This window comes from Neobacillus niacini (assembly GCF_031457145.1).
Taxonomy (GTDB): Bacteria; Bacillota; Bacilli; order Bacillales; family Cytobacillaceae; genus Neobacillus; species Neobacillus niacini_J.
Genome location: NZ_JAVDVZ010000018.1, coordinates 63,698 through 86,430 on the forward strand (window position 1 = coordinate 63,698; position 22,733 = coordinate 86,430).

22 protein-coding genes and 4 pseudogenes are annotated in these 22,733 nt (G+C 36.8%); 14 read left to right on the plus strand and 12 right to left on the minus strand.

Features of this window, described 5'->3' with window-relative positions; all coding sequences use genetic code 11:
• Window positions 1-539: 539 nt before the first annotated feature.
• Window positions 540-836, minus strand: coding sequence for an MFS transporter (locus J2Y03_RS29085; RefSeq protein ID WP_396954271.1), 297 nt, complete (start codon window positions 834-836; stop codon window positions 540-542).
• Between J2Y03_RS29085 and J2Y03_RS26215 the strand changes: the two genes are divergently transcribed.
• The 5 genes and pseudogenes from J2Y03_RS26215 (at window position 742) to J2Y03_RS26235 (ending at window position 3,343) form a co-directional block, all read left to right on the plus strand.
• A complete protein-coding gene (locus J2Y03_RS26215; RefSeq protein ID WP_310199937.1) occupies window positions 742-966 on the plus strand; it encodes a hypothetical protein in 225 nt (74 codons plus the stop codon). The two genes, J2Y03_RS29085 and J2Y03_RS26215, sit on opposite strands and share 95 nt — an antisense overlap.
• A 239-nt stretch (window positions 967-1,205) precedes the next feature.
• Window positions 1,206-1,364, plus strand: a complete 159-nt coding sequence (locus tag J2Y03_RS26220) for a hypothetical protein (protein ID WP_310199939.1) — start codon at window positions 1,206-1,208, stop codon at window positions 1,362-1,364.
• A 160-nt stretch (window positions 1,365-1,524) separates the two neighbouring features.
• Window positions 1,525-2,602: pseudogene (locus tag J2Y03_RS26225) on the plus strand (alpha/beta fold hydrolase).
• 271 nt (window positions 2,603-2,873) lie between these two features.
• A pseudogene (locus tag J2Y03_RS26230) lies at window positions 2,874-2,954 on the plus strand (Fic family protein); the annotation flags it as partial.
• Between the two features lie 80 nt (window positions 2,955-3,034).
• On the plus strand, window positions 3,035-3,343 hold the full coding sequence (locus tag J2Y03_RS26235) for a Fic family protein (RefSeq protein ID WP_310199941.1): 309 nt from the start codon (window positions 3,035-3,037) through the stop codon (window positions 3,341-3,343).
• Window positions 3,344-3,894: 551 nt separating this feature from the next.
• Here the strand turns inward: J2Y03_RS26235 and brnQ are convergent.
• On the minus strand, window positions 3,895-5,238 hold the full coding sequence (brnQ, locus tag J2Y03_RS26240) for a branched-chain amino acid transport system II carrier protein (RefSeq protein ID WP_310199943.1): 1,344 nt from the start codon (window positions 5,236-5,238) through the stop codon (window positions 3,895-3,897).
• A gap of 195 nt (window positions 5,239-5,433) precedes the next feature.
• On the opposite strand from brnQ, the gene J2Y03_RS26245 reads away from it, so the two are divergent.
• Both J2Y03_RS26245 and J2Y03_RS26250 read left to right on the plus strand, forming a co-directional pair.
• A complete protein-coding gene (locus J2Y03_RS26245) occupies window positions 5,434-5,604 on the plus strand; it encodes a hypothetical protein (RefSeq protein WP_310199945.1) in 171 nt (56 codons plus the stop codon).
• An 86-nt stretch (window positions 5,605-5,690) separates the two neighbouring features.
• Window positions 5,691-6,284, plus strand: coding sequence for an amidohydrolase family protein (locus J2Y03_RS26250; RefSeq protein WP_310199947.1), 594 nt, complete (start codon window positions 5,691-5,693; stop codon window positions 6,282-6,284).
• A 78-nt stretch (window positions 6,285-6,362) separates the two neighbouring features.
• Here the strand turns inward: J2Y03_RS26250 and J2Y03_RS26255 are convergent, their stop codons facing one another.
• The gene (locus J2Y03_RS26255) at window positions 6,363-7,532 is read right to left on the minus strand and encodes an MFS transporter (RefSeq protein ID WP_310199949.1); all 1,170 of its coding nucleotides are present in this window, start codon (window positions 7,530-7,532) and stop codon (window positions 6,363-6,365) included.
• Between the two features lie 839 nt (window positions 7,533-8,371).
• Here J2Y03_RS26255 and J2Y03_RS26260 point away from each other — a divergent pair.
• Together J2Y03_RS26260 and J2Y03_RS26265 are read left to right on the plus strand one after the other, a co-directional pair.
• A pseudogene (locus J2Y03_RS26260) lies at window positions 8,372-9,136 on the plus strand (HipA family kinase); the annotation flags it as partial.
• Window positions 9,137-9,160: 24 nt separating this feature from the next.
• The gene (locus tag J2Y03_RS26265; protein ID WP_310199980.1) at window positions 9,161-9,991 is read left to right on the plus strand and encodes an NAD-dependent epimerase/dehydratase family protein; all 831 of its coding nucleotides are present in this window, start codon (window positions 9,161-9,163) and stop codon (window positions 9,989-9,991) included.
• Window positions 9,992-10,068: 77 nt separating this feature from the next.
• On the opposite strand, the gene J2Y03_RS26270 is transcribed toward J2Y03_RS26265, so the two are convergent.
• From J2Y03_RS26270 to J2Y03_RS26285, 4 genes are read right to left on the minus strand one after another with little or no spacing between them, the layout of a single operon-like run.
• The gene (locus J2Y03_RS26270) at window positions 10,069-11,157 is read right to left on the minus strand and encodes a glycosyltransferase (protein WP_310199951.1); all 1,089 of its coding nucleotides are present in this window, start codon (window positions 11,155-11,157) and stop codon (window positions 10,069-10,071) included.
• Window positions 11,154-12,251: a glycosyltransferase gene (locus J2Y03_RS26275; protein ID WP_310199953.1), complete on the minus strand. Its 1,098-nt coding sequence runs from the start codon at window positions 12,249-12,251 to the stop codon at window positions 11,154-11,156. The genes J2Y03_RS26270 and J2Y03_RS26275 overlap by 4 nt, the downstream gene beginning before the upstream one ends.
• Window positions 12,252-12,256: 5 nt before the next feature.
• A complete protein-coding gene (locus J2Y03_RS26280) occupies window positions 12,257-13,411 on the minus strand; it encodes a hypothetical protein (RefSeq protein WP_310199955.1) in 1,155 nt (384 codons plus the stop codon).
• Entirely contained in the window at window positions 13,404-14,006 is a 603-nt protein-coding gene (locus J2Y03_RS26285) for an AarF/UbiB family protein (protein WP_310199956.1), read from the minus strand. Before J2Y03_RS26285 ends, J2Y03_RS26280 begins: the two co-directional genes overlap by 8 nt.
• 169 nt (window positions 14,007-14,175) lie before the next feature.
• On the opposite strand from J2Y03_RS26285, the gene J2Y03_RS26290 reads away from it, so the two are divergent.
• Window positions 14,176-14,709 (plus strand): 5' nucleotidase, NT5C type, encoded by a 534-nt coding sequence (locus J2Y03_RS26290; protein WP_310199957.1) that lies wholly within the window; start codon window positions 14,176-14,178, stop codon window positions 14,707-14,709.
• Window positions 14,710-14,738: 29 nt separating this feature from the next.
• Here the strand turns inward: J2Y03_RS26290 and J2Y03_RS26295 are convergent, their stop codons facing one another.
• The 3 genes from J2Y03_RS26295 to J2Y03_RS26305 are packed head-to-tail and all read right to left on the minus strand — an operon-like array spanning window position 14,739 to window position 16,498.
• Window positions 14,739-15,323, minus strand: coding sequence for a protein kinase domain-containing protein (locus J2Y03_RS26295; RefSeq protein WP_310199959.1), 585 nt, complete (start codon window positions 15,321-15,323; stop codon window positions 14,739-14,741).
• Window positions 15,316-15,909 carry an RIO1 family regulatory kinase/ATPase domain-containing protein gene (locus J2Y03_RS26300; protein WP_310199961.1) on the minus strand — a complete coding sequence of 198 codons (594 nt, stop codon included), beginning with the start codon at window positions 15,907-15,909 and terminating at the stop codon, window positions 15,316-15,318. Before J2Y03_RS26300 ends, J2Y03_RS26295 begins: the two co-directional genes overlap by 8 nt.
• Window positions 15,896-16,498: an AarF/UbiB family protein gene (locus J2Y03_RS26305; protein WP_310199963.1), complete on the minus strand. Its 603-nt coding sequence runs from the start codon at window positions 16,496-16,498 to the stop codon at window positions 15,896-15,898. The genes J2Y03_RS26300 and J2Y03_RS26305 overlap by 14 nt, the downstream gene beginning before the upstream one ends.
• Window positions 16,499-16,812: 314 nt before the next feature.
• Between J2Y03_RS26305 and J2Y03_RS26310 the strand changes: the two genes are divergently transcribed.
• Window positions 16,813-17,412, plus strand: coding sequence for a serine/threonine protein kinase (locus tag J2Y03_RS26310; protein ID WP_310199965.1), 600 nt, complete (start codon window positions 16,813-16,815; stop codon window positions 17,410-17,412).
• Between the two features lie 254 nt (window positions 17,413-17,666).
• Here the strand turns inward: J2Y03_RS26310 and J2Y03_RS26315 are convergent, their stop codons facing one another.
• Window positions 17,667-18,134: an NUDIX hydrolase gene (locus tag J2Y03_RS26315; protein WP_310199967.1), complete on the minus strand. Its 468-nt coding sequence runs from the start codon at window positions 18,132-18,134 to the stop codon at window positions 17,667-17,669.
• A gap of 250 nt (window positions 18,135-18,384) precedes the next feature.
• Here J2Y03_RS26315 and J2Y03_RS26320 point away from each other — a divergent pair, with 250 nt between their 5' ends.
• Window positions 18,385-19,389, plus strand: a complete 1,005-nt coding sequence (locus J2Y03_RS26320) for an NAD-dependent epimerase (protein ID WP_310199968.1) — start codon at window positions 18,385-18,387, stop codon at window positions 19,387-19,389.
• Between the two features lie 106 nt (window positions 19,390-19,495).
• Window positions 19,496-19,675, plus strand: a complete 180-nt coding sequence (locus J2Y03_RS26325; RefSeq protein WP_310199969.1) for a hypothetical protein — start codon at window positions 19,496-19,498, stop codon at window positions 19,673-19,675.
• 329 nt (window positions 19,676-20,004) lie between these two features.
• On the opposite strand, the pseudogene J2Y03_RS26330 reads toward J2Y03_RS26325, so the two are convergent.
• Window positions 20,005-20,211: pseudogene (locus J2Y03_RS26330) on the minus strand (hypothetical protein); the annotation flags it as partial.
• A 256-nt stretch (window positions 20,212-20,467) separates the two neighbouring features.
• Here J2Y03_RS26330 and J2Y03_RS26335 point away from each other — a divergent pair.
• The gene (locus tag J2Y03_RS26335; protein WP_310199971.1) at window positions 20,468-21,613 is read left to right on the plus strand and encodes a M20 metallopeptidase family protein; all 1,146 of its coding nucleotides are present in this window, start codon (window positions 20,468-20,470) and stop codon (window positions 21,611-21,613) included.
• Window positions 21,614-22,733: the final 1,120 nt, after the last annotated feature.

Sequence of the window (22,733 nt, forward strand, 5' to 3'; positions counted from 1 at the left end):
TAAATTCGGGAAAATCAGTGGTTAACTCAGGAGGAAGAACTCTAGAGCATTTTATAAAGTAAATGCTGAACTCAAGATGTAGTTTTAGTTAGGTTAACTAGGCTACATCATTTAATACCTCTGTGACCTACAAGTAACACAGGAGTAGTGTGTGAATAGATTTGCTAACGCAACCAAATGAAAAAAGATAAAATTCCGTTAAAGATGTTGCAATGAATATGTTTACAAATGTTGATATACCGCACTTTTGGAACACATCGTGAAAGATATTACACACTCTCATCTGCGGGCCGCATGATGTAATACAGGCGGCTTCACCCATTGAATTATAAGGGTTTTTGTAAGATGAGAGTGGAATGTTAACATGGAGATTTAATAACGGGGGCTTCTCTTAAGTTGGAGTAAACTTTTGGGAGGCTTGTTTGAGAAGGAGTTGTGATCATGGACATTCCAACCATTAATAAGGTGTTAAAAACAATGATCGTCCAACTTAAGGTTGTATTTGATATATTCGTAAAAACAAATACAGAAGCAGTGCTTTAAATAAAACCGATAATCACCAGCCATTTAGGTCCAAATCGATCAAAAATACGTCCGGTTATCAGTGCCATGAGACCATTAATAATTCCACCTGGTAGCAGTAACAACCCCGCCTGTGCTGAAGAAAAACCAAGTCCCCCCTGCATATACAACGGCAGTAGTATGGTAGAGGCGAATATAATCATGTTACATAAAAGCGTAATGAAGATCCCTAATGAAAACATGGGCTGTCTAAATACTCTTACATTAAGAATTGGCTCCTTCATTGATAATTGCCGAAGGACAAAAAGAATCATTGAAACAATCCCTGCGATCAACGAAAAAATGACTAATGGATATTATGAAGATGGTGAAGAACCGGTTGAATCTTTACGTTTAGCAGTACAAATGATGAACGTTGGAGCATTTACCTCAGAACTCTATTAACAAACTTATAAACGTGATAGCATAGAAACAGAACCTTATATGGATATTCACAATCAAACTGCTTTTGGAAAACAGTTATATGAAGCTATTAAAAATGGATCAGCATTAGTTATGCAAGTCATTGGTATTATACAAGCCGCGCAACAATGATGCGCGATGTTGCATATGGTTACGATTGATTAGAAGATGCCTTAAGTAAAATATCGGCAAAAGTTTTGATAATTTCAAGTTCAAGAGATATGTTGCAACCTACGTTTTATAATCAACAAACAGTTGATAGACTGAAAAAACAAGGTAAAGATGCTGAACATTATGTAATAGATAGTATAAAAGGGCATATGGGAGGAGTAATTGATACTCATCTATTTAGTGAAAAACTAGAAGAATTCTTATCTTGAAATTAAGAAGTTCAACCCTGAAAATATACTTGAGTAATCCTGTATCACATCTTTGGTATAAACCTAGTTAGAAATATACCATACAAATCATTATTTATTTCTGTGGTGAATTTTCAATCAAATATAATATTTCCATTTAAAGGAGGAACAAAAAATGGATATGAATTATGTTGAAAAGCAAAGTTTTACTGTCGATAACTTTACTTTTGAAAGTGGAAAAACCATTCCGGTTACATTAGGTTATGAAACATATGGTGAATTAAATGAAGACAAATCTAATGTTATCCTAGTAAATCATTATTTTAGTGGATCTTCTCATTCAGCAGGGAAATATACACCGGAAGATCCTCTTCCAGGATACTGGGATGATTTAATTGGCCCTGGAAAAGCTGTCGATACAAATAGATTCTTTGTAATCAGTACAGATAATATTGCGAATGTACATGTGAAAAATACAAAGGTTATCACTACTGGTCCACGTTCAATTAATCCAGAAACAGGAAAGAGATATGGCTAGAATTCAACATGAATTTTTAACAAAACAACTAGGCATTAAAAAATTGTATGCTGTTATGGGACCCTCTGCGGGTGGTATTATCTCTATTAACTGGTCAGTTCTCTATCCTGAAATGGTGGAGAGATTAATTGGTGTCATAACCAATTCACAAACTCCAGTTCATACAGCATTCAATGTATGTCAACACGCCATGCGGGTTATTGAGTTGGATCCAAAATGGAATAATGGTGATTATGAGGATAACGATGGACCAGATGAGGCGACTCGTTTAGCTTGCCAGTTAATGAATATTGGCGCATATACATCAGAATATTTTGAGCAAACTTTTAAACGTGATAGTAGTGAAACTGATCCTTATTTCGATATTAAAGCTAAAACATCCTATGAAAAGCAATTATATGAATTAATCAAAAATGTAAGTTCAGTTACGGTTGATGCAAGCCATTGGTATTATACTAGCCGTGCTACAATGTTGCAGGATATTGCACATGATTTTCATTCCTTAGAGGAAGTGTTAAATAGAATTACAGCCAAGGTATTAATGGTATCCTGTACAAGTGATATGCTATTCCCAACAGTTTATAATCAGCAGATGGTTGAGATATTACAAAATCAAGGGAAAGATGCTCGACTATATAAGATAGAAAGCATGAAAGGGCATATGGCCGGAGTATTCGATACACATTTATTTAGTAATCAAGTAGCAGAATTTTTGTCATAATTTTATCTAATTGTGGGGGACAAGGGGACAGGAACCTTCTCCTATTTTAAGTATTCCCAAATGGTGACAGCTTAGTGGTTTCACAGCCTTCCCTCCATATTTCATGAGATCCCCGAAATTGAGCAACCTGAACATGGTAACCATTTGGCCTTTTATCCGAATGGCATTTTTAATTACCGTTGGTGGCAAAACGCTACGTGAACACTTGGAGGTTCTTAATCATCGGGATGCTATCAAATATGTAGAGGAGATTGTACAAAAGGATGAACCTATGTCGGAGTGGCAAATTAAGAATCTACATCGACTTGTACTAAAAGGAATTGATGATGAATATGCAGGTGTATATCGGGACCAGCAAGTTTTTATTTCTGGTGCTAAACATATACCTCCAGCTCCCTTCCTTATAAAAGACGAGATGGAACAGTTGATGGCATGTATGATCAAGCAGAAACGAAAAAATTGCATCCGGTTGCTCGTGGAGCTATACTACATGCTATTTTTGTTGGAATTCACCCATTTATTGATGGGAATGGTCAGACATCACGTTTGTTATTAAATTTAGAACTCATGAAAGATGGTTTTCCACCAATTGTTATTAAAGTGGAAAATCGAATAGCTTATTATGAAGCATTAGATAAAGCACATACACAAAAAGAATATGATGACTTTATTAAGTTAGTCATCAACGAAGTAGAAGATTCATTAAACCTATATTTAAGTACAATAAATAGAAACACCTAGTAAAACATACTGTAGAGTTGTCAGTCCTAAGTTAGACACCTACACCATTTTTTATCTGAAATGCTAACATTTTGCTAACGCAATTCAATGAAAAACGGTAAAACTCCGTTAAAGATGTTACAGTAAGAATTTAACAATACCTTGATAAACCGCACTTTTTGCACCTCTCATTAAAGATATTACACACTCTCAACTTACGGGTGGCATGATGTAATTTGCCCATCCAACCCTTGATATGATTGGATTTTCAAGTAAGATGAGAGTGGTTTTCTAATATTGAGGATATTAACGGAGGCTTCTCATGAGTTCGTTGAACTTTTGGGAAGCTTCTTTTTTCATTTCTTTGGTAACGTGAAGATAGATGTTTTAGGTGTGACTAAACAACGCATTTAAATAAAATTTGATATTATATGTACAAAATATTGACTCAAATTCAGAATGTAACTAATTAAATTTTTATATAATTAACCATTATCTCCATATTCATAAAAAAGAGGTATAGGCATTATTCCTAGACCTCTTTTTAAAATATATTATTTTTTATTTATTAATTAATCTAGTTTTGGATGATTAGGAATGAATTTCACTCGTAATAGGCTACTGCCATACCCTATGAATCCTCCAACAATAGCAGGAATAATCCACCCTAATCCAACCTCGTACATAGGAAGAATTGCATTAAAGAAATTATTAATAGATGAAAGGTGTATACCAGCTCCATTTAATCCATCAAAGAAACTAATAATAAATGTTAAAAGTAAGCTTCCTTGATAAACTTCAGCTTTCCCTTTAAATAAGGAATGAAAAAATGTTAAGAAAATTAAAACAATAGCTAATGGGTAAATAGCTGTTAATACAGGTACAGAAATAGCAATTAACTGTGTTAGTCCAATATTAGCAACTATTGCACTAAAAATAGACAAACTAATAGCAAATGTTTTGTAAGATACCTTTGGAAATAGTACATGGAAGTATGAAGAACAAGCTGTAACAAGTCCTACGCTCGTTGTTAAACAAGCTACTATCATCATTAATCCTAATAATACCCCACCATAAGATCCAAAATAGTAATCCGAAACTTTTGCTAAGACAGCACCTCCATTATCTAAGCGGCCAAGCTTTTCTACACTTGAAGCACCCATATAAGAAAGAGATGTATAAATAGTCGCTAGGATAACAGCAGCAATTGCAGTTGCTTTTCCACAAACAATCATAATTTCTTTTTTTGTTTTTGCACCTTTTTCTTTAATAGCATTAATAATAATAATACCAAAAACGAAAGATGCAAGAGTATCCATTGTTAAATATCCTTCTTTAAATCCATTAAAAAATGGTTGAACTGCATAATGCTCACTAGGTGCTTGGAATTTACCAATTGGATTAACAAAAGCAACTACTACTAGGATTCCAATAAACCCTAGCTTGATTGGCGTTAATATTCTCCCAACAATTTCGACAATTTTCGCAGGATTGAGAGAAAAAAGGAACGTAATGGTAAAAAAGATGACTGTAAAAATAAGTAAAGGTAAGGGGCCTGAATTTTCCGACAAAAAAGGTTTGACACCTATCTCAAAAGAAACACTTCCTGTTCTTGGGATAGCAAATAAAGGACCAATTGCTAAATAAAGAACGGTTGTGAAAACAATAGCAAATAAAGGATGTACACGACTCGCTAACGACTGTAAATCATCTTTCCCCGAAAATCCAAATGCTAACACACCAAGTAACGGCAATCCAACTCCTGTTACTAAAAATCCTGCATTAGCTGACCAGATATTTTCACCTGCTGATTGCCCCAGCATCGATGGGAAAATTAAATTTCCTGCCCCAAAGAATAGAGCAAATAGCATTAAACCAATAACTACTATAAATGAAAACGGTATTTTATTTGACATGTTAAAACCTCCATGAAATAACTAAAATTTACTATTTCAGGAAAATAATTAATTTTCTGAAAATTATACAAGATTTAAATATATAAGAATTTATCATATTATAACCAGATAATATTATTTTTTCAATATAATTTTTAAGTTTTTATTATAGGTATACAGCGTTGGAGTGATAATAAGAAATCATTAACGGAAGAAATGGTGCGTAACCGTGCGATTAAAGGGATTCAAAAAGAATTGAGTAAAGGGGTGCAATTCATTCGTTCACATGTAGATATTACGGATCCCAATTTAACAGGGATGAGGGCCTTAATTAAACTGCGTGAAGAATTAAAAGATGTTGTCATTTCCTCAAGAAGGATTCTTTAGATATGAGGGAGCAGAACGTTTAATGGAAAAAGCACTTGAAATGGGTGCTGACGTAGCAGGAGGAATCCCTCACTTCGAAATTTCGTATGAACATGGTGTTAAATGCACTTGTTATGAAAAAAGACTATGGCAAATACACCACAGCAAGTCATACATGTAGCTTTGGTTCCGTTGAAAACAGTTATGCGAATAAAATGTTAGGTTTAATTAGAGAATCACAAATTAACTTTATTTCGTGTCCAACTGAAAATGCTCATTTACAAGGTCGTGGTGACACTTATCCTAAACGTCGTGGCCTCACACGAGTTAAAGAGTTATTAAATAACGGAAATAATGTCGCGTTTGCCCAGGATTCAATTGCAGATTACTGGTATCCATTAGGAAATGGTAACATGATGAATATTTTAGACAATGGGATTCATTTAGCTCATTATACACACATTAATGAAATCAATAAGGCGTTTGACTTGATCACATACCACGGAGCAAACATTATGAGAGTGAACGATGAGTATGGCATTGAAGCTGGAAAGCCTGCTAACTTTATCGTTTTAGATGCACAAGGTGCTTATGAAGCAATTCGTGAACGTGCAGAAGTACTTGCATCCATTCGCAACGGTGAATATCTCTTCAAACGTGAACCACGAAAAAATGAAATTGAAATAGATTTTTTTAAATAGTCATAAGTTTTTTAATACCCTTTTTTAAACTACCATGTAGGAAAAGAAAGACATTAAAAGAGCGCAACTTGAAATAACTCAAATTGCGCTCTTTGTTTTATAAGCAGTCTTTTTCTTACTGCTAATAGAAATGACGACAGTAATGAATGATAAGATGATGAATATTCCACCTGCAAATGGATTTACTTCGACTGAAAGTGTATCTACAATTCCAGCACCAATCACTGAACCAACAGCGACACCTAAATGAAGAGCTGAATTATTCAAGCTTTGCTGAATTTCCGATGATTCAGGCGCTATTTCAATCAAATAAGATTGCATGGCCGGCGAAATCGCCCAACTGAGGATCCCCCAAATGATAATGATGGTGAGAAATACTGGAAAGAAATCTGTTGAGTATGGAAATATAAAGAATATAGCACTAAAAAAGACTAGGGCAATAACCATTGTTTTTCTTGATCCCCATAAATCTGCCATTACACCGCCAAGACCTCCACCGACTACAGCAGAAAAACCAAAAATGAAATAGATGACACTAATCCAAGTAGCATTAAAACCAGTGGTTGCTTCTAAATAAGGCTTAAAATAGGCATACATAATCGTATGGCCTGTCATATAGAGGAATGTCGTTGTTAGCCCTAATGTGATTTTGTGATTTTTAAATGCTGCAAGCTGCTGCCTCAATGGAATTTGGGGTTTTGGTTGTATTCTTCCCATTAATACATGAACGCCAATAATTGATAATGCTGTTAAAATAGTTATAAGTACGAATGGTGCTCTCCAGCCAAAACTATCTCCGATGATAAGCCCGAGCGGTACCCCTAAAACTAACGAAGCACTTACTCCCACAGAGACGATCCCAATGGCCCTGCCTTTATACTGTTCTCCTACTAAGCTAGGAGCCATAACTAAACACAATATGATTAATAGCGCTCCACTTAACGCTAAAATAATTCTTCCTATAAACAAAATAGAAAAAGTAGGTGCAAATACTGTTACGATACAACCAATTAAAAAGATGTACAAGCAAACTAATGTTAGCCTTTTTCTTTCTATTTTAGCTGTCATGACAAGTAATATTGGCGCTGCAACTGCAAAAATGATAGCAAAAACAGTGATCAGCAAACCGGCTTGGCCGATGCTTACATGTAAATCCTCTGCAATCAAATCTAAAATTCCGCTAATGATCAGTTCAACCAGACCTATAATAAAGGATATGATCATTAAAAAATATATACGCTTATCCATGTTGTCTCCTTCCTAATTATATCCCAAACTATATACTATCTTTTGATGAGAGTTTACTCAAGAATAAGATAATAATGTCACAATAACATAATTACATAATGGTATAATTAGGTAACTCAACTGTTCCAAAAATAAAACAGATACCACCTACAAGGTTTCCATTGGTAATAAAGTAATAGAAACAACTGATAATCATCCATTCTGGGTTGAACCATGTGGAGTGTGTGAACAACGGTAAAAGCCTATCTGCTTGAAATTGCTAACATTTTGCTAACGCAACCAAATGAAAAACAGTGAATTATCGTTAAAGATGTTACAGACAGAATTTAGCAAGACCTTGATTACCTCACATTTTTTACACACCGTTAAAGATATTACACACTCTCACCTTAGGGGCGGCATGATGTAAGGCTTTCAAGCCTTGCGTTGGAGAAATAGTTAAGGATGTTTCTACCCCGTTTTTCGCCAATTCTGAGAAGTAGTCATGGAAATAATTTATATCAATAGCAATAACCACTTCCTATAAAAATTAGGGAGTGGTTTTTTTGTTGTTAAAATTTGCGTATCAAGACTTTTTAGATGACAGACGTTTCAAGAATACAACTAAGACGAATTTCAAAAATTATAAAATGCTTTTAGGAAAATTCGTGGATTACTGCATCGATAATCAAGTAGTAAATTCAGCATGTTTTTTTTAATTTATGTAAATTTTTGATGAAGTTGTCCATTCAGATTGTTATTATTTTGCATTTAATAAATATAAGGAGATTAGCTCATGGTAGCTCCTCTTTGAGAGTATTGTAGTTAAAAAAATAGAAAATAAAAGGAGGTCAATGACTATGGAACAAGGCATAGACTCCTTGGGACAGCGAATAAATCCGGTTCAATTTATACAAACATTAGAGGGAGGAACCGCCCATGTCATCCTTTTCAGTGACGGAAATAAATATGTAGTGAAATGGAACGGCACTAGAGAAAAAAGAGCCAGAGAAGCAGTTAATGAATATGTGATCGGTAAATTGGCGGAGCTCCTTTCACTTCCCGTTGTCCCCTTCGAGCTTATTTCTATACCGGAGGAATTTATAAAGAAAACTCCTGAATTACAATCCGATAAATACAATTTTAGTTCCGGATATCATATTTGCTGTTTATTTATCGAAAACAGTTTTGTATTTTATGATGTATTTGATAATCCTCCATCCAAGAGCGAAATAAAAAATCCGGAAATGCTTGCTGGGATGGCGGTATTCGACCAGTGGGTGCATAATTTCGATCGGACTGTGAACAATTTACTTCTGGAGCGTCTTAGTGGAGGCTACTTTTATGTTCATATGATTGATCATGGCAGATGTTTTCCGGGAGAATACAAATGGTCTTCAAAAACGCTTAGTGTGTACAGGGAATATAAACCATTTTATCAAGAAACTTACCAATGGATCTTCTCCATTCTCAATGATTGGGAAGAACTTCATTCTTTTGTGGAAAAAATTATATCTTTGCCAAACAAATTAATCGATGAAGTTATCAAATCCATTCCTGAGGAATGGCAGGTATCTCTGCAAGATAGAGAGGCCCTTTACCAATTTCTTGTAGAACAGAAAAATCACTTGCTTAATGTTATAGACGGTATGATCAATTACTATACGGATAAGAAAAAGAAACTTCTGATCACAGGAGCGAACGGAAAAATTGGCCGCCGACTGCACAAGGAGCTGAAAAAACGCGGGAATTACGACATCTTGGGGGTGGACATTGAGCCTGACCAGGATCGTAATGTAGTGCAGCTCGATGTAACGGACATGGCCAGGCTTGAAGCATTGACCGTCGGTGTGCATACGGTACTGCATTTTGCGTGGGCGAAAGACGAAGAGGACTTTCTCGGAAAAGTGCTTCCCCTTAACATAACCGGTGCGTATCATTTATACGAAGCGGCACGCAAGAACGGGGTGAAACGTATCATCTTTGCCAGCTCGAACCATGTCACTGGATTTTATCGAGTTGGGGAGGAGGTTAAGCCGGAAGACCCTTATCGGCCGGACAGCTTATACGGTCTCAGTAAAAGCTATATTGAGCTGCTCGGACGGTACTACGCTGATAAATACGGTATCTCCTCGATTAATATCCGGATAGGCAACTTTTCTGGAGATGACCGCCCTCTTTCTGAGCGAGCGTCCCGCATCTGGATTTCCGGCCGGGATATGGTCCAGTTGACAGTTTGCTGCATCGAGGCTGATCCGGCTATCGATTTTCTCAGCCTGTATGGAACCTCTGCGAACACATCCAATTACTATGATATCGGCTACCTGGAGGATCTGATCGGTTATAAACCGGAGGACAACGCTCAAGCTTTGTTGGAAGAAGAGATACGTCTCGGTACACTGCCTCAAAACAATATACCCTTTCAAGGCGGAAGGCATGCAATAACAGGCCGTGCCGATGATGGAAGTAAGGCAAAGTAAGAAGACTCCCTTAAGTAGAAATGTAACCTCTACTTAAGGGAGTCTTCTTGTTGGCTTCCAAGGATAAATTCAGCAAATCAGCCCTTATTTCCATAGGAGCTAAACGGAGTCAAGCGCAGGAGATCTTCCCGTATATTTGGCAATTCCGACAATGGTGTCCGATAGGCCATTTCAATAATTTGGCTTGCCACCTCAGCGCCATTAGAAGGGATTTGCTTGAATTTTTTTTGAATTTCATGTTTATTTTCTAAAGCTTGCTCGATCTTTGTTACGATTTCTTCCGGTTTTTTTATTGTTCCCAAGTCATTATTTAATATCTTTCTAAGCATACTTATTTTTTGCTCGCGTTCCGCATCATCAGCCGGGAGAAAAAGCAATGGGATCCCTGTCGATATGCAATCTGCTAAAATGCCCATCCCCGGTTTGCTGATGACCAGACTGGCCGCATTGACAAGATTTCTACCGTTAGGGAAAAGAGGGGCTTTGATAATCCTTTTATCAAATTGGTAATCTTCTTCTTGCAATTGCCCGGCCACCACAAATCGATATCTTCCGGCAAGACCGTTAATATGTTTATACCACTCCTCAATCTGCTGATAGCGGTGTATGCCGAGTCCGCCTCCCATTTGGACTAGAATAAACTGCTCGTCCTCCTGAAGCCCCAATTGGCGCTTGACTTCTTCCGGCGACTGGCTGATCTCCCTGGTGATGATAGGAATAGGGATATAGATACAGTTTAATCCCGGATTAACCGGCTTGGGCGGGAAAAGGTTCATGTGCAGAAAGATATCGGAATGATTGGCGATATTTAGGATCTTTTTCTTATATTCCTGCATTTCAATCGAATCATTTCTACTCATTGAAAAGTCACTATGATAGATCGTAACGATTTTTGTGTTTATGTCGAGCAAACCCTCTGTACGAAATCTAACCACTTCGGACCGCCAATCATTTATTAATAACTGGGTTTTTCTGCCTTCTTCGAACTGTGTTGATTCTTCATAGGCCTTTAAAGAGACATTGCTCTTCAGATTATCCAATAAATAATCATGTGTTCCCTCAAAGCCGAACACTTGAACCGGAAGATCTAATTGAAGTAATTTTTTCGTTATGCTAACGCACCTGCTGAGATGCCCCATATTTCTGCCAACTACAAATGAGATCATGTTTCATCCTCCTTTTGTGGAGAATTTATGAGATGGGTAAATACTTGTTCCAGCTTTCGGACTTGTTTTCGGATGTCGTGCTCCTGCTCTACCTTCCTGCGGCCCTTCTCAGCCAGCTGAATCCATTCACTTTGATGTTCAATAGCATAAATGAGCATTGCGGAAAGTGCGTCGACATCCTTTTCCGGAACCAAATATCCTGTTTCACCGTGGTGAATCAGTTCCGGGATTCCCGCATGTGCGGAACTTACAACAACCCTGCCCACAGCCAGAGCTTCCATGAGCACGTTTGGAATTCCTTCTTCATTCCCGTCCGATCCGGTAAGGGAAGCGATAGAGAACAAATCGCAGTTCATCAAATGTTCCCTCACTTCCGAATGACTCTTTTTTCCTACTAGCTTTACGCGTCCATGTAATTGCAGTTTTTCGATTAAGCTCTCAAGATTTACTCTTTCTTCGCCATCCCCAATAATCGTCAGCCTTGAATTCGGATATTTTTCCGCAATCCGGGCAAAGGCTAGAATGAGAATATTCATCCCCTTTTTTTCCGTTAAACGGCCGACGCTTAGGATGTCAATCTCATCCTTCTTTGCGGGTGCTTTGGGATGGAAGGGGAACTTGTCCAAATCGATACCCGATTTGAGCACTACAATTTTATGACTGGGGCAGCCTAGGTTCATTAACCGATTTCGCATATGCTCACAAACTACGGTAAACATCTCGCCTTTCATGAAGAGTTCCGGCAATTTCGCGGTATAGTCCTCTATGAAAGTTTCTGCCTTCCTGGAAACATCGTAACCATGGAATGAGGTAAGCATCGGCAGGTTTGTCGCTTGTTTCACTGGAAGCATTTGCAATCCACCAGTGCCGAAGCGGGCATAAATCAATCTGATATTATGAGCATAGAAATGCTTAATCGTGGTTTCAAGATCCCGATAAGGTATTAGAGTTGAAAATGGAAACGAAGCAGACTCAGCAAGGAGTTCACGATAAAAAACATGCGGGTAGTATTCGGTCATATTGGTTATTTGCTCGTAAATAAACGTTTCACTTAAAGGCAAGTAAAGTCGGCGATACATACATATGTTTTTCATTGGTTTTAACATGAGAAATCTTTCCATTCAAGATAAGATTGGGGGTCGAGATGTTTTACCTGATCCAAAAAGGAAGATAATAAACCCAACTGATATAGATTTGTCATAAGTTTCACAGGTCGATCGTAGTTTTTTGTAAAATGACTTACAAGGTCTACGACTTTCATTTCCCCTTGCTTCGTTACGATGATTTCCTTCAACCTCGAATCCAGCCGGGTGAATTTTAACCGCTTCATTTCTTCTAGCAAGAAAAGAATTTTTTTTGTGACATCTTCTGTTATCGTGCCTTTTTCCTCAAGATATTCTTTAAGAGAAGGGCCCTCAATATACTCCATGACAATAAAGTTTTCTCCAACCTCATACAGTCTTGGAACAATGGACGATTCCTGCGCAGCTTTTAAAACTGTGCTCTCGCTCAAGACGTGCATTTGTTTTGCGTAAATTTTTACGCATTGATCTTTAGAAATTTTAAACACAGCCCCTTGATTCCCTCTTCCAATTAGCGGAAATGAAGTTGGATTATGAAGTACTTCTACTTTCTCCCCTTTGATAAGAGAAGCAACACGAATAGATTTATAATCCTCAAAAACTTTCCATTCCCGATAGAATTCTGGATCGAGCTTTTTTACCTGTTCAAAAAACAAAGATAATAAACCCAATTTTCTTAGACCGTTCAGGAGCTTCTCGGGCAGGGAACACTGTTTTTCCAATGAAAATGAGTACACAAGATCTATGACTTTAAGCTCGTTTTCCTTCGTTATGATGATATGATCTAATCTCGCATCCAACCGGGTAAACTGTAATCGCTTCATTTCTTTCAGGAGAAATAGGATCTTCCAGACAAGATCTTCTGTGATATCGCTTTTTGATTCAAGGTATTGCTTTAAAGAATGACCCTCAATGTATTCCATAATGACAAATTTTTCTCCAACCTCATAAAGTTTAGCTGCAATACCCGATTCCTGTGCAGCTTTTAAAACTATACCCTCGCTTAACGCGTGCTCTTGTTTTGCGTAAATTTTCACGCATTGATCCGCGGAAATTTTAAAAACAGCACCTTGCTTTCCCTTGCCAATTAGCGGATAGAGGCACGGATTGTGAACAATTTCTACTTCATTATCACCTTCTCTGACAACGGAAATAGCTTTGAAATCATTCACTTTGATTCAACTCCCGTATGAAATCCTTCCATTCCTCATAGGACTCGGGCTCAATATGCTTTACATGTTCCAAAAACTCAGGTAATAAACCCAATCTATTCAGACGTGTCATGAGCAATTCAGGCCGCTTGGGACGTTCTTTTAATTTAAAAGAGTTTGCATGATCGATGACTTTAAGGACTCCTTCCTTGGTAAGGTAAATATGCTTTAACCTCGCATCGACCCTGATAAATTTTAATCGCTTCATTTCTTGCAGCAAATCCAGGATTTTTTTCGTCAAATCTTCTGTCAGAGTACCTTCTGACGCAAGATATTCTTGTAAATTAGGACCTTCAATATATTCCAAAACAAGATAGTTTTCTCCAACCTCATATAGCTTAGGGACAATGGACGATCCCTCTGTGGCTTTATAAGCTTCTTTCTCTTTTATGACCTTATTGGGATCTGCGAAAATTTTTACGCATTTATCCGGAGCAATTTTAAAAACGGCACCTTGTTTCCCCTTGCCAATTAATGGGTAGACGGTCGGATTATGAACAACTTCAACTTGATTTTCACCTTCTCTAATCACACGAATAGATTTAAAATCCTCCACGTTTCTTCAACTCCTTTAATAATGTGTAATATGAATCTATTATCTGTGTTTCATTTTTCTAATATATTTTATGTTAACCCACTGGACTTGCTCTGGTTATACGCCGTTTCTTTATACTCTCTTATCCCCATATAATAACCGTAACAATAACCATTGGAGGTCGATTACAATGAAACGGATTGCAATTGATATGGACGAAGTAATCGCAGATTTTCTTTTTAAACACCTGAAATTATATAATGAAAAATTTAACGAGGTTCTATCCATCTCAGATTTACAGGGAACAAGATTATGGAACTTTCGCCCGCATAGCGCAAAAGAAATTTCTGCCTATATGGATGATCCAACATTTTTCCGTGATTTAAGGGTTATGGATGATAGCCAGGAAGTCATCCGGGAATTGCATAAGCAATATGAAGTCTTCATCGCAACTGCGGCTATGAAACACCCTGCGTCATTTACTGCGAAGTATGAATGGCTTAAAGAGCACTTTCCGTTTTTGTCGGATGCTCATTTTGTATTTTGCGGTGATAAGAGCATCATCCGTGCCGATTATCTCATTGACGACAGCCCAAAGAATCTGAAACGATTTATTGGGCAGGGAATTTTGTTTACCGCTCCGCATAATATCCATGAAACTGGATATGTGAGGGTTAATAATTGGAAGGAAGTAAGGGCATATTTTTTAAATGAGAGCACGTAAACTCCCTATAAGTAGGGAGTTTATGTGTTCTATATGAAATCTTTCCATTCCTGATAGGACTCGGGATCGAGATGTTTTACCTGGTCCAAAAACGAAGATAATATTCCCAAATTCTTTAAATCTGCCATGAGGTACTCTGGCCGGTCAGGGCGGTCTTTCTTCGTCTTAAATGAATGCACCAAGTCTATTATTTTAAGTTCCTCTTGATTTGTTACCAGGATGTTACGTAATCGCGGATCCAGCCGGGCAAAATTTAACCGCTTCATTTCTTGTATCAAAGATAGTATTTTGCTAGTGATACCTTCTGTTATAATGCCTTTGGCTTCAAGATATTGTTCTAAAGTAGGACCCTCAATATACTCCATAACGACATAGTTTTCCCCTACTTCATAAAGCTTTGGAACAATGGGCGAATCCTGCGTAGCTTTTAAAGCTTCGCTCTCTTTCAAGATGTTCTTTTGTTTTACGTAAATTTTTACGCATTGATCCGAAGAAATTTTAAAAACGGCACCATGCTTCCCTCTTCCGACTAACGGAAATGGGGTCGGATTATGAACAACTTCCACTTCATTGTCGCCTTCCCTAGTAACAGTAATAGATTTAAAGTCATTCACTTTTTGTCCACCCCGTGAAATCTTTCCATGCTTCATAGGACTCAGGATCGAACTTATTTACCTGTTCCAAAAACGCCGGTAATAACCCCAATTTCATCAGGCCATTCATAAGCTTGTCCGGCCGGTCAAACCGTTTTTTCATATGACTCACAAGGTCTATTACTCTTAGATCCCCTTGATTGGTAACGAAGATGTGATATATGCTTGCATCCAATCGGAGAAAGTTTAACCGCTTCATTTCTTGTAACAAGAATAAGATTTTCTGAGTTATAGTTTCTGTAATTTCACCTTCTGATACAAGATAGTGTTCTAATGTGGGACCCTCAATGTACTCCATGACGATATAGTTTTCTCCAACTTCATAAAGCTTTGGAAAAACGGGAGAGTCTTGTGCGATTTTTAAAGATTCGACCTCTTTCAAAAAGTGCTTTTGTTTTACGAAAATTTTCACACATTTATCCGAAGAAATTTTAAAAACGGCGCCATGATGCCCTCTTCCAATGACCGGATACGAGGTTGGATTATGAACAACTTCTACGTCATTGTCGTCTTCTCTTCTCACTTGAATAGCTTTAAAATCCTCCATTTTTCTCCAACTCCTTAAAATTTCTCCATTCTTCATAGGACTCAGGATCGATAAGCTTTACCTGTTCCAAAAACGTAGATAATAAACCCAAATTGCTTAGACCTGCCAACAAACCCACTGGGATGTCAGCCTTTTTCTTCGAATATGAGAAAACATGATCTATTACTCTAAATTCCTCTTCCTTGGTTACGATGACCTGCTTTAACTTCGGATCCACCCGGACAAAGTTCAATCGCTTCATTTCTAGAATCAAGGACAGGATTTTTTGGGTAATATCTTGTGTTATATTGCCTTTTGCTTGTAGATGTTCTAGTAAAGTAGGACCCTCAATGAACTCCATAATGATATAGTTGTCTCCAACTTCATAAAGTTTTGGAACAATGGGGGAGTCTTGTGCGTTTTTTAAAGCTTCACTCTCTCTCAAGACATTTTTGGGTTTTGTGTAAATTTTTACGCACTGATCCGAAGAAATTTTAAAAACAGCCCCATGCTTACCCGTTCCAATTAGCGGATATGAGGTTGGATTGTCCACAACTTCTATATTATTCTCTCCTTCCCTGATCACACGTATAGAATTAATATCATTCACTAGTCTTTTCCTCCTTTGGAATTATAGTTTTTTGACTCTATGAGCTGTTGTTCACCGCTTTAATATATTTTATGGTGAATGATAGAAAATGCTCTAGACTTCTACCCGTTTAATAGTGGTAATTTAATATTTTTTAATTTACTTTCTTCATATTGTTCAGAAAGAATGATGTCTTTAACTAACGGCTTTGTTTTTTTTATATAAAGGATATGAACTTACACTGGTTACACGCCGTTTCCTCCTATCCTCTTGTCTGCATATAATGAATCATCTTAAATTGTAGGACAACCTTTATAGAAAAGGAGAAAAACAGCATGAGAGATTTCCACTCCATTACCGTCACCCGTAATGAACAAAAAGAACTGGTTATCCATAATCCGACTTCGTACCCTTTTATAGGAAAAGGGCTTCAGGGGGCAGTATTCAAGCTGTCGGATGACAGCTGTGTAAAAATTTTTTTTAAACGGGAGGTCGCTAAACAGGAAAAAGAAGCGATGTTAAAAGGGCGAGGATTACCTTCCATGCCGAAGCTTTTCGAATCCGGCCACAACTATATCGTCATGGAATACATCGACGGTCCTTCATTACGGGATTATCTTCAGGATCATGGTACGATAACAGAATCGATTACCCGGCAGATTGTTTTTATGAAAAGGGAAATGAAACGATTGGGTTTTACCAATTTGGATATCTGCGTCTCTCGCCACATTTTTGTTGATAATCAGCAGATTTTGAAAACCGTCGATCATGCAAATGTATATAAACAGAAACCCATACCGATCCGGTTGTTAAATACATTATCCGAACTTGGACTAATTGACCTCTTTTTGCAGCAGGTCAAAGACATGGACCAGGAATTCTATTCCGAATGGAAAAACTATGTCCATGCCCGACGGAGCCAATATGAAGACTAAACGCAGCAAATAAGGCTACTCTATTTTACGTGGTTTATTTTTCATAGAATAATTGAACCTAGACTAAGGAATGAGTAGATAGGGGTTAAAAATATGCTGAATAGCATTATTGGATATGAAATTTCCTTTGTGCCATTCAGCATAAATGATATCAAAAAAAGCATCAAACCTTGATTCATTCAGGGTTGATGCTTTTTTATTTATTAATATTTTTAACCACAAACATCACAACAAGGGGATCATCTTCGATGTTTTTATCCCCTCCTTCTTTCTAAGATTAAATTTTCAACAAAGCTTTGGAATATTTGCCGATCTCGTGGAGTTAATTCCTTTGGAAAAGCAGACCATTTAAAAAATTGCGCCTTTTGAATTTCGACTTCATCTGCTTTTATATCCCCGCTGCGAATGTCTTCAGTGACATAAGCAAGCGTAATTGGATAGTATTCATCCCCATTAGGCAGCTTTGTAAAAAAGTCCCTTCCTGAAAAAACTCCAATGAGTTGAAGGTTTCCAATATTAATTCCTGTTTCCTCAAATATTTCACGTCTGCAGGCATCTTCCGCGGTTTCTCCTAATTCGATAAATCCGCCTGGTATTTTCCATATTTTACCTGACTGAACCATTAGAAAGCGTCTGTGTTGATCAATAACCAAAGCAGTGACACCTGTAAGAATCAAAGGTCTTGTCCCAACGAGTTCACGTAGTTCTTCAATGTATCCCATATCATTTCTCCTTTCTATAACATTCTCCCTTTCTTAGAAACTATTAAATCTAAAGCTCCCTATATATTAAATTCAAAATCGACAAGATTTGACATGGACAAATACATATTTTTCTACGTATTTTTGAAAATAGGTGAATTATTCTATAAATTTTTAAAACTAGTGATTAGCCGCTTCCTTATAAATGCAAGAACATAAATTAATAATGCATATTATTTAAGTGGAAAAATAGAAAGGAGGCAAATAGTAGATGGCTTTCTCAAAAACTATTTTAATTACTGGCTGCGCAGGTTTTATTGGATTTCACTTGTCTAAGCGTTTGCTTGCAGATGGTTATTCGATTATTGGAGTAGATAATTTGAATAATTATTATGATGTGAATTTAAAGCATGCTAGATTAAATTTACTGAAAAAATATAAAAATTTCACTTTTGTATTTGCTTCTATTGACGACAAAGAAGCAATGGAAAAAATCTTCTCTCATAATGATATAGGTATTGTTATTAATTTAGCTGCACAAGCAGGGGTTCGTTATAGCTTAGAAAATCCATATGCTTATATTCAATCAAATGTCTTTGGTTTTATGAATATTTTGGAATGCTGCCATCGGTATCGAATTGAACATTTAATATACGCTTCATCAAGTTCGGTATATGGTGCAAATCTAAAAATGCCATTTTCAACCAATGATAATGTTGATTTTCCGATAAGCTTGTATGCAGCTACCAAACGAGTGAATGAATTAATGGCACACACCTATAGTCATTTATATAATCTACCAACCACAGGATTAAGATTTTTTACCGTTTATGGTCCATTGGGCAGACCTGACATGTCATATTTTAAATTTACAAAAGCAATATTGAATGGCGAGAAAATTCCAGTTTTTAATTCTGGCAATATGAAGAGAGATTTTACCTATATCGATGATATTGTAGAAGGAATCGCTCGTTTAATTGAAAAAAAACCTGAACGAATGCAATTACCTGCTATTTGGAGTAAAGCTCCCTACAAAATATATAATATAGGGAATAATAAACCGGAAGAACTGATGCATTTCATTTCAGTAATAGAAGAGAAAATTGGGAAAAAAGCAATCATGGAATTTCTGCCAATGCAGCCAGGTGATGTTCAAGCCACATATGCAGATGTTGAAGATTTAGAAAAAGATATAGGATTTAAGCCGAAAATAAATATTGATGTAGGGCTTGGAAAATTCGTAGATTGGTATAAAGAGTTCTATCAAATAGAGTGAACTTATATGGACTTCTACTCCTATATGCCAATTATGGGCATAGATTTCCGGAATTATTCGTGTCTACTATCATGGGCTCAATACACAGGCACCATCCACTTTTTGGATGGTGCCTGGCACCTTTATTCGGCATGCCAATCCGGAAAACATTGAAGAAGTGCTGCGAGACCACCAGGCCTCTATCCTCCAAATTGCCAATGCTAGCGGCTCTCTCACTACAACAGGAAAAGGAGCTATCTCTGCTCTGCCCAATAAGAGGGAAGTTGAAGAACTTCTAAGGTCGTAATACGTTTTTTTTAGAAAGATGATATAAACGGAAGGAAACATGACGCCTGGGTCTTCAGGCGTTATTTTTAATAAATTCTGGTGGATGACCGGTACAAAATAACCAATTTCTTCTTTTTTATAGAATAGCAAAAAAATAGTTCTTATAATAAATAGGAAAATAGAGGGAACGAGAGAATAAGTGGCAAATATCATAATAAAGGATAAGGAATGAAACATGACTTTAGAAACATTGGAACGAATCGAAGAATTACTAATCTATTTTCTCGGTGTTCACACTCTCACCTTACGGGCGGCATGATGTAATAAGGGGTTTAAAATCTTGTTATATCAACGTCTAAAATGATAATATAATTTTCTTGTCCTCGGATTTGTCCTTGTTTTTAAAAAACACCGAATTAGGAGAAGGTCTTTCATCAGTTCACTGAACTGGTGGAAGGCCTTTTCTTCCATATTAGAGGTCATATGAGCATAAATGTTCATTGTTGTGGCAATGTCTGTAAGCCCTAAACGCTGTTGAATCTCCTTTACTCCTAGTTATAGAAAAGAGGAGAACCGTTTAAAGGCTATGGACGGAATTGTAAAAGGTGACCAGGAGGTTGCCTTTTTTGCTTTATCTAAAAATTTTTAAATAGTTACTCTATTTTTCATTTTTATTTTTATTCAATATAATTAATAAAAGTAAATTTAAAAAAGGATGGGCACATTGAGAATAAAAGTACCAAATCGCAAAAAGGTACTTGTTATTGCTCAGTTCATCAAGTATGGATCACTTTAATAGGAGGATTTTTCAATGCATATTGATAACAACTTAGTCAAACAAGCAATTGAGGATAGACGCCATCTACATCAACATCCGGAGCTTTCTGGGAAAGAATATGAGACGTATACATTTATTCGAAATCGGTTGGAGTCTTTAAATATTGAAATTCTAAATTATCAACCACCTAGTGTAGTCGGGTATGTGAAAGGAACAAACGGGAGTAAGACCATTGCTTTACGAGCAGATATCGATGCCCTTCCTATCATGGAAGAAGGTGATAAGCCGTATATATCCAAAAATCACGGGGTTTCTCATGCCTGTGGCCACGATGGTCATACTGCAGTGTTATTAGCTGTCGCCCATTGGTTATCGAACAATAGAAATGAAGTCGGGCCGAATATTGTTCTTATTTTTCAATCGGCAGAGGAAATTACTCCGAGTGGTGCAGATCAACTGATAAAACAAGGTGTCTTAGAACAAGTAGATGCGATCTTTGGTATTCATTTATGGCAGGGTCTGGAGAAAGGAAAAATTGGATTAACACACGGACCAATGATGGCTTCCATTGATGATTTTGAAATTACGATTCAAGGTTCTGGAGGACATGGATCCATGCCTCATGAAACAGTAGATCCCATCTATGTGGCTACCCAGGTCATCCAATCTTTCCAAAGTATTATTAGCAGAAATTTAAATCCCATCGATGCGGGAGTCATTACCGTTGGAAAAATTGAAGCAGGTACAAGCTATAACATTATTCCTGAACAGGCTAAATTAATTGGGACGATAAGAGCCCTGACACCACACGCAGTTCAAACAATTCAACGTCAAATGGTAAAATTTACGGAAGGAATTTGCCTGACTTACGATGCCAAAGGTAACGTTGACTTCATTTATGGAACACCACCGCTAGTCAATGATCGGGAGGTAGCATTGTTTGTTGAATCGGTAATCCGTCAATGCTTTGATGGTGAGGTGTTTACATTAGTAGACCCTGTAATGGGAGGAGAGGACTTTTCTTATTACCTGCAGAAAAAACCTGGGGCATTTATTTTTGTAGGAATGGGCGGTGAAAAGAGTCAATATCCACACCATCACCCAAAATTCGATTTAGATGAAGATGTGTTTCCGAATGCTATTAAGCTATTTATCGAAATCATAAAAAATTATTACTAAGGATATACAAGAGTTTCCTTCGACAAAAAAATTTTCTGGAAAATGGGTAAAAGTTAGGTTTAAAAGGGTTTACTGCACTTTCAATCAAACGTTTAGTTAGTATAATATTTGTTTCTTTTTGTTAGAATATGTATTTCGTTAGTTTCTATTGTCAGTTTTGAAGACAATTCTTAACAAACACAACTTTTATACGACAATTAATTCACTTGAAAACATCTAAAAGTTCGTTTATTTAAAGGGTTTACCCGCTATTTAATCAAATGATTAATTAGTTAAATCAGTTTTAACTAAACGATTGATTAGAAAAGCCATAAATGTTGTCAAACCTGAGTTTCTTCCTCCTTAGTAGAAAGAAAATTTTCGAAAAGAGGATCTAGTTATAATGATGGAATGCTTTTGATGGTATCGAATAATCCCCACCTAGTTTACAGCTCATATTTGCCCTACAAGCTATGATTTTTGTTCCAAGTATCGAAGGTATTAGTCATAATCCACAGACTTAGTAGCTGGAGCCAATGTATTACTTGAAGTAGTTAATGCAGCGTGGAAAGTGTATAAAAAATTGCATACTGAAAATCAAACGCAAACACTACTATATCTATACGTATCTGCTAACATGGTCAAATCATGTTGGCGAATTTATGCTAACATTTTGCTAACGCAATCTAGTGAAAAACAATAAACTATCGTTAAAGATGTTACAGATGAAACTTAGCATAACCTTGATTTACCGCACCTTTTGCATATATCGTTTAAGATATTACACACTCTCATCTTACGGGCGGCAAGATGTAAGGCTTCTAAGCCAAACATTTGAGCAATAGTCATATAAATAATTTATATCAATAGCAAAAACCACTTCCTACAAAATTTTAAACCGTTCCGTTTTCAGGTGCATATCCTGTAAATGACAATGAAAAAAGCGTGTAATCTGACAACAGATTTGACACGCTTTTTTCATTTATTATGGATTCTCTGTCCCCAATAAATTTAAAACGTCTAATTCAAGTAAAGCACCCGTTAGTTTAATAGCAATAGGTAAGATTTTGATGTAATCTCCATCTTTTCCCCTGCTCCACACCCAACGTGCGATTTTCACCGCATTAGGCGTTCCATCTTA

Bases quoted from the DNA above. Each gene is read 5' to 3' on its own strand.
- J2Y03_RS26215 (WP_310199937.1), top strand. From the start codon at position 742: ATGAAGATCCCTAATGAAAACATGGGCTGTCTAAATACTCTTACATTA.
- J2Y03_RS29085 (WP_396954271.1), bottom strand. From the start codon at position 836: ATGATTCTTTTTGTCCTTCGGCAATTATCAATGAAGGAGCCAATTCTT.
- J2Y03_RS26220 (WP_310199939.1), top strand. From the start codon at position 1,206: ATGTTGCAACCTACGTTTTATAATCAACAAACAGTTGATAGACTGAAA.
- J2Y03_RS26235 (WP_310199941.1), top strand. From the start codon at position 3,035: ATGTATGATCAAGCAGAAACGAAAAAATTGCATCCGGTTGCTCGTGGA.
- brnQ (WP_310199943.1), bottom strand. From the start codon at position 5,238: ATGTCAAATAAAATACCGTTTTCATTTATAGTAGTTATTGGTTTAATG.
- J2Y03_RS26245 (WP_310199945.1), top strand. From the start codon at position 5,434: ATGGTGCGTAACCGTGCGATTAAAGGGATTCAAAAAGAATTGAGTAAA.
- J2Y03_RS26250 (WP_310199947.1), top strand. From the start codon at position 5,691: ATGAACATGGTGTTAAATGCACTTGTTATGAAAAAAGACTATGGCAAA.
- J2Y03_RS26255 (WP_310199949.1), bottom strand. From the start codon at position 7,532: ATGGATAAGCGTATATATTTTTTAATGATCATATCCTTTATTATAGGT.
- J2Y03_RS26265 (WP_310199980.1), top strand. From the start codon at position 9,161: ATGATCAATTACTATACGGATAAGAAAAAGAAACTTCTGATCACAGGA.
- J2Y03_RS26270 (WP_310199951.1), bottom strand. From the start codon at position 11,157: ATGATCTCATTTGTAGTTGGCAGAAATATGGGGCATCTCAGCAGGTGC.
- J2Y03_RS26275 (WP_310199953.1), bottom strand. From the start codon at position 12,251: ATGAAAAACATATGTATGTATCGCCGACTTTACTTGCCTTTAAGTGAA.
- J2Y03_RS26290 (WP_310199957.1), top strand. From the start codon at position 14,176: ATGAAACGGATTGCAATTGATATGGACGAAGTAATCGCAGATTTTCTT.
- J2Y03_RS26300 (WP_310199961.1), bottom strand. From the start codon at position 15,909: ATGGAGGATTTTAAAGCTATTCAAGTGAGAAGAGAAGACGACAATGAC.
- J2Y03_RS26310 (WP_310199965.1), top strand. From the start codon at position 16,813: ATGAGAGATTTCCACTCCATTACCGTCACCCGTAATGAACAAAAAGAA.
- J2Y03_RS26315 (WP_310199967.1), bottom strand. From the start codon at position 18,134: ATGGGATACATTGAAGAACTACGTGAACTCGTTGGGACAAGACCTTTG.
- J2Y03_RS26320 (WP_310199968.1), top strand. From the start codon at position 18,385: ATGGCTTTCTCAAAAACTATTTTAATTACTGGCTGCGCAGGTTTTATT.
- J2Y03_RS26325 (WP_310199969.1), top strand. From the start codon at position 19,496: ATGGTGCCTGGCACCTTTATTCGGCATGCCAATCCGGAAAACATTGAA.
- J2Y03_RS26335 (WP_310199971.1), top strand. From the start codon at position 20,468: ATGCATATTGATAACAACTTAGTCAAACAAGCAATTGAGGATAGACGC.